The sequence below is a fragment of the Streptomyces axinellae genome (genome assembly GCF_039532135.1).
Taxonomy (GTDB): domain Bacteria; phylum Actinomycetota; class Actinomycetes; order Streptomycetales; family Streptomycetaceae; genus Streptomyces; species Streptomyces axinellae.
The window spans coordinates 61,192-71,231 of sequence record NZ_BAAARJ010000027.1; the positions used below are offsets into that span (position 1 = coordinate 61,192).

General features: G+C 73.9%; 7 protein-coding genes. All 7 read right to left on the reverse strand.

Annotated elements, in window-relative coordinates:
- Positions 1-47: 47 nt before the first annotated feature.
- Positions 48-728 carry a response regulator gene (locus ABD339_RS30225; RefSeq protein WP_344570343.1) on the reverse strand — a complete coding sequence of 227 codons (681 nt, stop codon included), beginning with the start codon at positions 726-728 and terminating at the stop codon, positions 48-50.
- A gap of 18 nt (positions 729-746) precedes the next feature.
- Positions 747-2,156 (reverse strand): sensor histidine kinase, encoded by a 1,410-nt coding sequence (locus tag ABD339_RS30230; RefSeq protein WP_344570344.1) that lies wholly within the window; start codon positions 2,154-2,156, stop codon positions 747-749.
- A gap of 436 nt (positions 2,157-2,592) precedes the next feature.
- On the reverse strand, positions 2,593-2,769 hold the full coding sequence (locus ABD339_RS30235) for a hypothetical protein (protein WP_344570345.1): 177 nt from the start codon (positions 2,767-2,769) through the stop codon (positions 2,593-2,595).
- Between the two features lie 127 nt (positions 2,770-2,896).
- On the reverse strand, positions 2,897-3,667 hold the full coding sequence (locus ABD339_RS30240) for a phosphodiesterase (RefSeq protein ID WP_344570346.1): 771 nt from the start codon (positions 3,665-3,667) through the stop codon (positions 2,897-2,899).
- 261 nt (positions 3,668-3,928) lie between these two features.
- Positions 3,929-5,383 carry an aldehyde dehydrogenase family protein gene (locus ABD339_RS30245; protein WP_344570347.1) on the reverse strand — a complete coding sequence of 485 codons (1,455 nt, stop codon included), beginning with the start codon at positions 5,381-5,383 and terminating at the stop codon, positions 3,929-3,931.
- A gap of 312 nt (positions 5,384-5,695) precedes the next feature.
- The gene (locus ABD339_RS30250; protein ID WP_344570348.1) at positions 5,696-7,774 is read right to left on the reverse strand and encodes a PucR family transcriptional regulator ligand-binding domain-containing protein; all 2,079 of its coding nucleotides are present in this window, start codon (positions 7,772-7,774) and stop codon (positions 5,696-5,698) included.
- A 66-nt stretch (positions 7,775-7,840) separates the two neighbouring features.
- The coding region (locus ABD339_RS30255; protein WP_425576144.1) for a type IV secretory system conjugative DNA transfer family protein at positions 7,841-10,040 on the reverse strand (2,200 nt) is incomplete at its 5' end.

Below are 10,040 nucleotides of genomic sequence, written 5' to 3' on the forward strand. Positions count from 1 at the left end.
TCTCCCCTCCCGGCTCTCCCGACCTCTCCGGTCCTCCCGGTCCGGGGTCACGCTCCGGGGCGGCCCTCGCCCGGGACGACCAGGCCGGACTCGTACGCCAGGACGACGGCCTGGGCGCGGCTACCCAGGCCGAGCTTGGCCATGGTGCGGTTGAGGTGGGTCTTGACGGTCGATTCGCTGATGACGAGGGCTTCGGCGATCTCCGGATTGGACAGCCCGCCGGCCACCAGCCGCAGCACGTCCACCTCCCGCCCGGTGAGGGCCTCCAGGGTCTCCGGAGTACGGGTCTCGCGCTCGGTGCGGGGCGCGTACGCCTCGATCAGGCGGCGGGTGACGCTGGGCGAGAAGAGTGTGTCGCCCTCACAGACGGCGGCTATGGCGGCCAGCAGCCGCTGCGGGCCGGTGTCCTTGAGCAGAAAGCCGCAGGCCCCGGCGCGGAGTGCGGCGTACACGTACTCGTCCAGGTCGAAAGTGGTCAGCACCAGGACGCGGGGGCACGGGTCGGTGACCGACTCCAGGATGCGTTCGGTGGCGGTGATGCCGCTGGTGCCGGGCATCCGGATGTCCATCAGCACGACGTCGGGCCGGTGCCGCTCGGCGAGTTGGACGGCCTCGTCACCGTCGGACGCCTCGCCCACGGCCTCCATGCCGGGGGCCGCGCGCAGCAGCGCCGCCACGCCCGCCCGGATGAGCACCTGATCGTCGACGACGAGCACTCTGGTCGTCACCGCGTTCCCCCTTGCCTGTCAGGCGGGGAGGATCAGCCGTACCTCGAATCCGCCGCTCGCCCGGGGCCCGGCGTCCAGCCGGCCCCCGTAGATCCTTGCGCGCTCACGCATACCGATCAACCCGTGCCCGCCGGAGGGGAGTTGCCGGGCGGGTACCTGTCCTCCGCTGCCGTCGTCGGTGACGGTCACCGTGAACTGGCGGGGCTCGTAGGCGACCGTCACCCGCGCCTGGGCGGGGTAGGCGTGCTTGAGCACATTGGTGAGCGCCTCCTGGACGACGCGGTAGGCGCACTGACCGGCGCCGGGGGCCAGCACGCGCTGCTCGCCCGTCACCGTGAACAGCACGGGCACGCCCGCGCCACGCAGCCGCCCCACCAGTTCGGGCAGCTGAGCGACGCCGGGGGCCGGACCGAAGTCCGGTTCGCCGCCCCGGCCCCGCCCCAGACCACTGCTGACCCTGCTGCTGCCGGTGCCGCTGCCGCTGCCGCTGCCGCTGCCGCTGCCGGGCCGGATCGTGTCACGCGGGTGTCGCGGCCCCTCGGACCTGTCCATTCCGGAACCACTTGTTCCAGAGCCGGCGGATCCGGAGCCGCCGGCTTCCGCCGGGCCTTCGCCGAAGCGTCCTTCGCCCAGTGGACCCCCTTCGAGCCGGTCCCCGTCCTCGACGCGCAAGACGGCCAGCAGGCGCCGCAGTTCGGCCAGCGCCTCGCCCGAGGTCTCGGAGATGGTGCCCAGGGCGCCACGCGCGGTCCGCGGGTCGGAGTCGAAGACGTACCCGGCAAGCCCCGCCTGTACGGAGATCACCGACATGTGGTGGGCGACCACGTCGTGCAGTTCGCGGGCGATACGGACCCGCTCCTCGGCAACCGCCCGCCGCTCGGCGCCCGCGCGCTCCTTGCGCAATTGGGCGGCCAGCCTGGCCAATTCGACGTTGCGCCGGGCCGCCTTGCGGGCAAGATGGCCGAAGCCGCAGATGACGCAGGTGTACAGGAGGCTCTGGCCCAACACCGTGGCCCAGGAGCTCTCCTCCCCGGTGGCCCCCGCGAAGTTCCACAGCCCGGCCAGCAGCAGCGCACAGCAGGCCGCGTGGCGCAGCGGGCGCAGGGAGGCGACGGTGTACAGCGCGAGGAGCGGGCCGAGGGTGTTGACCACGGGCCAGTAGTCGAGCGCGATGTAGAGCGCCCACACGGCCAGCACACCGGCGCACAGCGCGACGGGTGACCTGCGGCGGACGGCCAGCGGCAGGTTGACGACGCAGGTCAGCACCAAACCGGTGGTGTCCAGATCGCGCCAACCCGGCGGGGTGCGGTCGTTGCCGAGCAGCAGGCTGACGGCGGTGACGGCGAGCGCGATGGCGCCGTCATAGACCCAGGCGGGCACCCGCTCAGCCCGGCGGCGCACCTCGCCCCACACCGTCGCGCTCCCCATCGTCGCAGCGTAGCCACCCTTTGTCCGCACCAACATCCACCGCACGCGCTGTCCGGCGGGCGCCTGGGCTACCGCATGGGTACGAGGACCGCCCGCGACTACCGCAGAAGGACGGGTTCCTCTTACACCCGTGCGCTGACGCCCCGGGCCCCGGTGCCGCGTACCTTCGCTTTCCGGAAGCGCGTCACGCCCCGGGGCACGGGGGAGGGACCCGGCCGGGGGGAGGCGGGTCCCGGGAAGGCAGCCCGGGGGCGTGACGCAGCCGGTCGCCGGGGTCGCACCCGGACGGGGGCCCGGTCCGGCCCCGGCGGGGCACGCGCACGGCTCCGGCGACGGCCACACCTACCGCTTCTACGAGAGGCACACCTGCCGCTTCGACGGCGGTCACGCGTACCACTTCAGGGGGTGGAGGCGCGGGCGCGGGGGCCGCCGTCCGTCAGGTGTCCCGGGCGGCGAAGTGGCCGCCGGCAGGGGCCGGTCGGCCGTGTGCGGGTGCCGGATGGTTGCGCAGCGCGAGCGCCAGGGACACCAGCAGCACCAGCAGCGCGAGCACCGCGATCACCACCGTGAGCGTCCTGCCGAGCCCACGCCGCCACTGCTCGGGTATGCGCATCGCCGATTCCAGCCCCCTCGAACGCTCGTCCCCGCCCGGTGTGCGCCGGAAACGGACATTGCGGCCCAGCGCTCTGGTGCGCCCCCCGCGCCCGCCAGGCGTCCAGGGCCCGGCAGGCGTACGGGGGTCAACGGACGACGCGGAAGTGCGTGGTCAGCCGGCGCTCGTCGTCGTAGACGTGGTAGGCGATCAGGGGCGGCAGTTCGTAGTCGACGGGGCCGCCCGCCTCGTCCTCCCAGGGCATCTTGAGGGTCGAGACGACGCCGGGGGCCGCGACCAGTGGCAATCCGGCGAAGGTGGTGACGGCCGGGGTGTGGCTGTGCCCGCACAGCAGCCCCGCCACCTGCGGGTGCCTGCCGACGACCGCCGCCAGGCGCTCCTGGCCGAACTGCCGGATGGGATCGACGTACTGGCCGTGCAGGGGCACCGGCGGGTGGTGGAAGCAGACGAAGGCGGGCGTGTCACGGGGTGCCCCGGCAAGCGCCTGGTCGAGCCAGGCGAGGGTGGCGTCGTCGAGGCTGCCGTGGCCCTTGCCGGGGACGCTGGAGTCGCACATCAAGAAGGTGGCGGCCAGCAGGTGATGGGCCTGGTTGACCGGCGAGCGGTCGGCGGCGTCGCCGCCCAGGAGCTTGGCACGGTAGGGGCCTCGCGCATCGTGGTTGCCGGGGCAGATCAGGGGCAGCACGCCGTGGTCGGCGAACAGCTTCGCGGCCAGGGCGTATTCGGCCTCCTCGCCATGGTCGGCGATATCCCCGGTGAGCAGGACGGCGTCCAGGCTGCCGGGCAGCGCGGCGAGACCGGCGAGCACCCGCTCGGTGCGCTCGCGCGCGCGGGTCCCGCCGTCCCCTTCCCGGTCCTGGCCGAGGTGTATGTCGCTGAGCTGCGCGAAGGCGAACATCCCGAGTTTCCTCGCTTCTCGTGGTGAACCGGCGGTGTGCCGGCGTCCGTCCGGGATTCCAGTGTGGAGGGTGCCCAGCCCTTCCACAGGGCCCGGATCCGGCCGACGCGGCGGTGCCGGGTACCCGAAGGGGCACCCGGCACCGCCGGTCCCGCCGTCACAGGAAGCCAGGAGGCCGTCAGAAGCGGCCAGAAGGCCGCCCGAGGTGGCCCGGAAGGCCGTCCGAGGTGATCAGAAGGTGTCAGGAAGCAGTCGGCGGCCTCACAGATCGAGGCCCGTGAGCACCATGACCCGCTCGTAGGTGTAGTCCTCCATCGCGAACCGGACCCCTTCACGCCCGACGCCGGACTCCTTGATCCCGCCGTACGGCATCTGGTCCGCCCGGTAGGACGGGACATCGCCGACGACCACGCCGCCCACCTCCAGGGCGCGGTGCGCGCGGAAGGCGACCTGCACATCGTGGGTGAACAAGCCTGCCTGGAGACCGTACTTGGAGGAGTTGACCGCCGCGAAGGCGGCCTCCTCGCCCTCGACCCTGGTGAAGGACATGACGGGCCCGAAGACCTCCTCGCAGCCGATCTGCGTGTCGGCGGGCACGTCCTCCAGGACCGTCGGGGCGACCGTCGCACCCTCGCGCTTGCCGCCCGTGAGCAGCTTCGCGCCCCGCGCGACGGCCTCCTCGACCCAGGATTCGACGCGCTTGGCGGCGTCCTCGCTGACGAGCGGTCCGACGTCGGTCTCGTCGTCGGAGGGGTCACCGGTACGCAGCGCCTCGACCGCGGCGACGACCTTCGGCACCAGCCGGTCATAGACCGAGGCGTCTGCCACCACGCGCTGGACGGAGATACAGGACTGGCCCGCCTGGTAGTTGGAGAAGGTGGCGATGCGCTGGGCCGCCCAGTCCAGGTCGGCTTCGGAGGAGTAGTCGCCGAGCACGACGGCCGCGCCATTGCCGCCAAGTTCCAGGGTGACGCGCTTGCGCGGCACCGAGTCGAGGATCGACCAGCCGACCGGTGCCGAACCGGTGAAGGAGATGACCGGCAGCCGCTCGTCCTGGACGAGCCCCGGCATCTGGTCGTTCGGCACCGGAAGCACCGACCAGGAACCGGCCGGCAGGTCCGTCTCGGCCAGCAGTTCGCCCAGCACCAGGCCGGAGAGCGGCGTGGCGGGCGCGGGCTTGAGGAGGATGGGCGTGCCGACCGCGATGGCCGGGGCGACCTTGTGCGCACACAGGTTGAGCGGGAAGTTGAACGGCGCGATACCGAGGACGGGGCCGTAGGGGAAGCGGCGGGTGTAGGCCAGGCGACCGGTGCCGCCCGCGTCCGAGTCCAGGCGTTGGGCCTCCCCGCCGTTGAACCTGCGCGCCTCCTCGGCCGCCCACCGGAAGACGGAGACACAGCGGGCGACCTCGCCGCGCGCCCACTTCATGGGCTTGCCGTTCTCCGCCGAGATCAGCTCGGCGATCTCCTGGGTGCGCTCGACGAGGCGGGTCACGACGTGGTCGAGCGCGGCGGCCCGTACATGCGCGGGGGTGGCGGAGAACTCTCCGGCCACCGCAGCCGCCGCGGCCACCGCCTCCTCCACCTGGTCCGCCGTGGGGATGCTGACACTGCCGACGTGCCTGCCGTCCCAGGGTGAGGTGACATCGAGCGTGCTGTCGCCGGTGGCCTTGCGCCCGGCGAGCCAGAATGCGTGCGGGGAAGTCGCTGTCGTCACTGCGGATCGCCTTCCGGAAGGGGGGAGGTTGGCTCACTCCGAGAGTGTGTGTCCACCGTAGGGCGTGCGGGCCCGGCCGCTTCTTGTCCGCTGCGTAGCATCCGGCGGCGGGAGTGCTACGCAGTGGCTCTTTACGAGGCTGGGCGAGTGGAGAGCGGGCGCGACGGGAGGACAGGTGCGGGCGGACGGCGGGCGCGTGGGCGGGGGCGGACGCGTGCCGCACGGCGGGGGCGGGCGCCGGGCGCGGGGCAGCCGGTGAGTGCGGGGCCGAGAGCGGTCGCGGTGACGGACCAGCCCCTCGGGTCAGCTGGGTCAGCTGGTCGCCTTGAGGGCCAGCCACAGCTCCATGCGCACATCAGGGTCGTCCAGGGACCGGCCGAGGATCTCCTCCACCCGGCGCATGCGGTAGCGCAACGTGTGCCGGTGCACGCCCAGTTCGGCGGCAGCCGCGTCCCACTGGCCGTGCCGGGACAGCCAGGCGCGCAGCGACGCGACCAGGTCGCCCCGGCCGTTGGCGTCGTGCTCGCGCAGCGCGCGCAGCAGCCCGTCGGCGAACGCGCGGACGGCGTCGTCGGCGAGCAGCGGCAGCACCGAACCGGCCGCCACATCCTCGTGCTCCACCAGTGGCACGCCCCGGCGCCGGGCGACGGACAGCGCCTGGTCGGCCTGCTTGAAGGCGACGGCAGCCGCCGGGAGGCCGATGGGGGCCGAGACGCCGATGGCCAGCCCCTCCTCCCCCGCCCCGGTGCCGCGTCGGCCCGGCTGGGCCAACGGATTGGTGGCGGCGAACTCGCCGCAGGCCGCGACCGCCGCGCCGCCGTCCGAGGCCAGGACGACCAGCCGGGGCCCGTCGGGAACCACCAGCACCGCCTCGCCGTTGCGCGCCGCGGCCGTCTCCATCGCGTCGGCCAGCTCCTCCAGCGGCCAGACGGCCTTGCCGAGCACGCCGCCGTCGGCGGGATCGGCCTGCGGGCCGCTGCCGGAGCCGACCACCACCCCGGCGGCGGCGCGGGCCTCGTCACCAGAAGCGGAAGCAGAAACGGAGGCCGGGGACGGGGCGGAGGCCGGGGACGGGGCGGAGGCCGGGGACGGGGCGGAGGCCGGGGACGGGGCGGAGGCCGGCCCGGCAGCCCGCTTGACGGCGGGCCCCCCACCGTTGCCGGACGCGGCGCCGGCCCGGGTGCCGACCACCGCTCCCGACTGGTCGATGGCGCTCCCGGGATCCGAAACGGAGACGGCGGAACTGGCCGAGGTAACGGAACTGGCGGAGGCGGCGGAACCGGCCTCGGAGGCGGATCCGGACGGAGACGCGGAAGCGAACGGAGACGCGGCGGCAGCCGGAGGCGCGGAAGCGGTGGCAGCGGAGGACGAAGAACCGCTCCGGTTCCGCGCCGCGTGAGTGGCCAGCACGCTCTCCCGCGTGGCCCGCGCGAGCGCACCCGAGGCGGGCTCGGCCACGATCACCCGCATCGGCGCGTCCAGCAGGCCCCCGTACAGCTGTCCGGCGACCGCACGCGCGTGGTCGCCCTCCCCCACCAGCAGCATCTTCAAGACCGCGGCGCCCAGCCGCACTTCCGCCTCCTGGAGCGCGCGCGAGCGCTCCATGGTCAAGGTGAGCAGGGCGATCGCGGAGTGCACCGCGTAGCGCTCGGCCGTGCCCAGGGGAGCCGCGGTCCCCACGGCGAGCACCGCCTTGGCGCGCCTGCCGCTGCCCACCGACTGCAACTCGACGCGGTCATCGCCGCTGTCCGACTCGCTGACCAGGGCGCTGGCGGGGGTGGGCCGGTCCCGGAGCCGTACGGCGTCCCCGATGAAGCGCGCGGCGCGGCGCACCGCCCACGACGGCGCGGTGGCGACGACGGCGCCGGAGGCGTCATAGAGCGCGGCCCAGCCGTCCACCTGCGAGGCCAGCCGCGCCAGCAGCGCCGCCGGACCCTCGCGGGAGAGCGCGGCGCGGGTCATCTCGCGCTGTGCTTCGAAGCCCGCGGTCACCGCGCGGTACTGCTCGGCGGCGATGGCTGCGGAGACCGCCTTGCTGATCGCGATGAAGGGGGTGCGTCTGGGCACCTCCAGCAGCGGCAGACCGGCGCGCTCACAAGCGTCGGTCAGGGCTTCCGGCACCCCTTCGTAGTTGACCCCCGCGGCGAAACCGAGCCCCACCACGTCCTTGCCGACGAGCTTGTCAACGTAGGCCCGCATGGCCTCCGGGTCGGCGGCGTCCAGCTTGAGCCCCGTGAAGAGGATCAGCTCGCCGCCGTCCATGTACGGCGTGGGATCGGCAAGCTCGCTGGCGTGCGCCCAGCGCACGGGCGCGTCCAGCCGGTCGTGCCCCGCGAGCACGGAGAGCCGGAGTGCGGAGTGCTGAACGAGCGTGGCGAGGGTCGGTGGCATAACGCACCTCACCGTACAGGCGTGCTGCCGAATTCGGTCATTCGGTCGTTCTGGTCATTCTCCCGGTCACTCCCCCAGCTTTGTGAGGATGGGAGGCGTCCGCTCACCACGCACCGTGGTCAAAGAGAGCACCATGTGCTCCGGCTGCAATTCGTTGGCCAGGTCGGATGCCGACCAGCGCTCTCGCTGCTCATTGCGCACCGTGACCGATTCGGCGGTGACGTGCTTGCCCGTGGCCAGCCGCCGCACAGCGTGCAGGATGCGGGTCACCGGCTCGTCGGAGACCAGTTGACGGTTGGTGACCGTACGGGTCTGCACCCACTCGGTGCCCCACACCTCGGCGAACCGCTCGGCATCCCACGGGGTGACCCCGGCGCACACCATCCGGCAGCCCACCGCGCCCAGCAGCGGACCGCGCAGCGACTCGGGAACGTCGTCCAGCGCGCGCAGCGTCAGCAGCACCCCGGCGTGCGCCGAGCGCAGACGCTGGAGGCCGCGCAGCGCCTGCGGAGTCACGGTCTGGGCCGCGTCGTCCAGCACCAGGCAGGCGAACAGCGACTGGTCCTCGCGGGCGACCGCGCACTCGGTGAACTGCGCCAGGATCAGCCGCGCCAGGATCCGGGACGCCTCCGCGTGCCCTCGCTCGGGCAGATCGATCCGCACCCGGAGGGGATGCTCCAGGGCACGCGGCGAGAAGGTCCGCCGGCCGCCTGCGCGGTGGCCGGCGGTGCGGTGGTCGCCCCCGGGCTGCTCGCGCTTCTCGGGCTGGAAGAAGCCGGCGAAGGCCGGCCGGTCGAGCAGCGCGATCCGGTCCGCGAGCAGCGCCGCGAGGTCGCCCGCGCGCCCGGACTGGCGCTCGAAGGCGTCGAGTTCGCGCAGCTGTGCGTCCTGGCCGGCCGCGCGCAGCTCCTGGCGCAGACCGTCGAGCGCCCCCGCGCCCCCGTCCAGCAGCTCGCGCAACTCGGGGACGGCGGGGAAGCGGCCGTGCGCGGCGGCGAACGGGCCGATGAGCTGCGCCAGCGACGTGGCGGCCCGCCTGCTGTCGCCGCCGGGAAGTGTGGCGGTCAAGTCACCGACCAGCGCCTCGGCGAGCATTCCCGCCGCCTCGTCCGGATCGGTCGTACCGCCGTAGAGGTCGAGATCGTGGGTGGAGTCGGGGTGGCCGATACGGATGACCAGGTCGAAGGAGCGGTCGGGCACGAACTGCGCGCCCGAGGGACTCACCGCGACCACCGCGGCCTGGCCCGCGAGCGCCTGGAGACAGAGCGACTCCACGACAGGGCGCGCGAGTCTGCTGGTCTTGCCGGTGCCCGGCGGCCCGACGGCCAGGGCCGATGTCCCCAGCAAGGAGGGGTCGAGCGCGATCCCTGCGCCCCGGTACTCTTGCGGATTGCGCTCCACATCGGGCGCCGTGCCGATGCGGACCTGCCGCAGCGAGAGGTCGTGCCGGGCCGCGCGCAGAGGCAGATCGCGCGCCCCCGAAGGATGCCCGCACGCCTCGGCACCACGGGCGAGCACATTGTCGGTGAACGCCTTGAGCCGCTGGGGCCTGGCCCGAACGGACTGCCAGGCCCGGTCGATGCGGGCGTGATCCACGTCCGTCATCCGGCCCGCCCGCACCTCGGCCGCCAGCCGCTCCGCCGCCTCGCCCGCGCCTCCGCCACGCAGCTCCGGCCACTCGACCGGGTCGAGGTGCGGCGGCGGCTGCGGTACGGGGGCCACGGCCCGGTCAGGCGTCACGCCGCCCTGCCCCCGTCCCCCGTCCCCGCGCAGCCGCGCCAGGACCCGGCGGCCCAGTTCGTCCCAGCGGCCGACGCGGCCGAAGACGACGATGAGCGCCACGATCACAAGGGCGTAGTAGCCGTTGGCGATGTACGAACGTGCGCCCGTGCCAACGGCGTCGGGGGTCATGGCGTAGAGAGGCCAGAGCCAGAAGCTGCCCAGATACCCGTTCCACAGCAGCGACCAGAGCAGCCAGCCGATGAGGAAGGAGACGAGCGCTCCGCTCACGAGCTGGCGTGCGGGGATGCGCTCGGGGTCCTCGGCCGGCCGGGGTTCGTAGCCGCAGCGCCAGACGCCGGGCGACGCCTCGGGGCGGGGCAGCCGCAGCCAGTCGGCCAGCGGCGGGCCGGAGACCGGGGCCCCGGCCGGTCTTGGCGGCGGCGCGGCGGGCGCGGACGGCGCGGGCGGGGCGGACGGGGGCACCGGCGGCGCGGCGGCAGGGTGCTGCGGATGCGCGGAGACGGGCTGCGGCGGCGCGGCGGCC

Excerpts from the sequence above, each read along its gene's own strand:
- ABD339_RS30230 (WP_344570344.1), bottom strand. The coding sequence starts at position 2,156 with ATGGGGAGCGCGACGGTGTGGGGCGAGGTGCGCCGCCGGGCTGAGCGG.
- ABD339_RS30235 (WP_344570345.1), bottom strand. The coding sequence starts at position 2,769 with ATGCGCATACCCGAGCAGTGGCGGCGTGGGCTCGGCAGGACGCTCACG.
- ABD339_RS30240 (WP_344570346.1), bottom strand. The coding sequence starts at position 3,667 with ATGTTCGCCTTCGCGCAGCTCAGCGACATACACCTCGGCCAGGACCGG.
- ABD339_RS30250 (WP_344570348.1), bottom strand. The coding sequence starts at position 7,774 with ATGCCACCGACCCTCGCCACGCTCGTTCAGCACTCCGCACTCCGGCTC.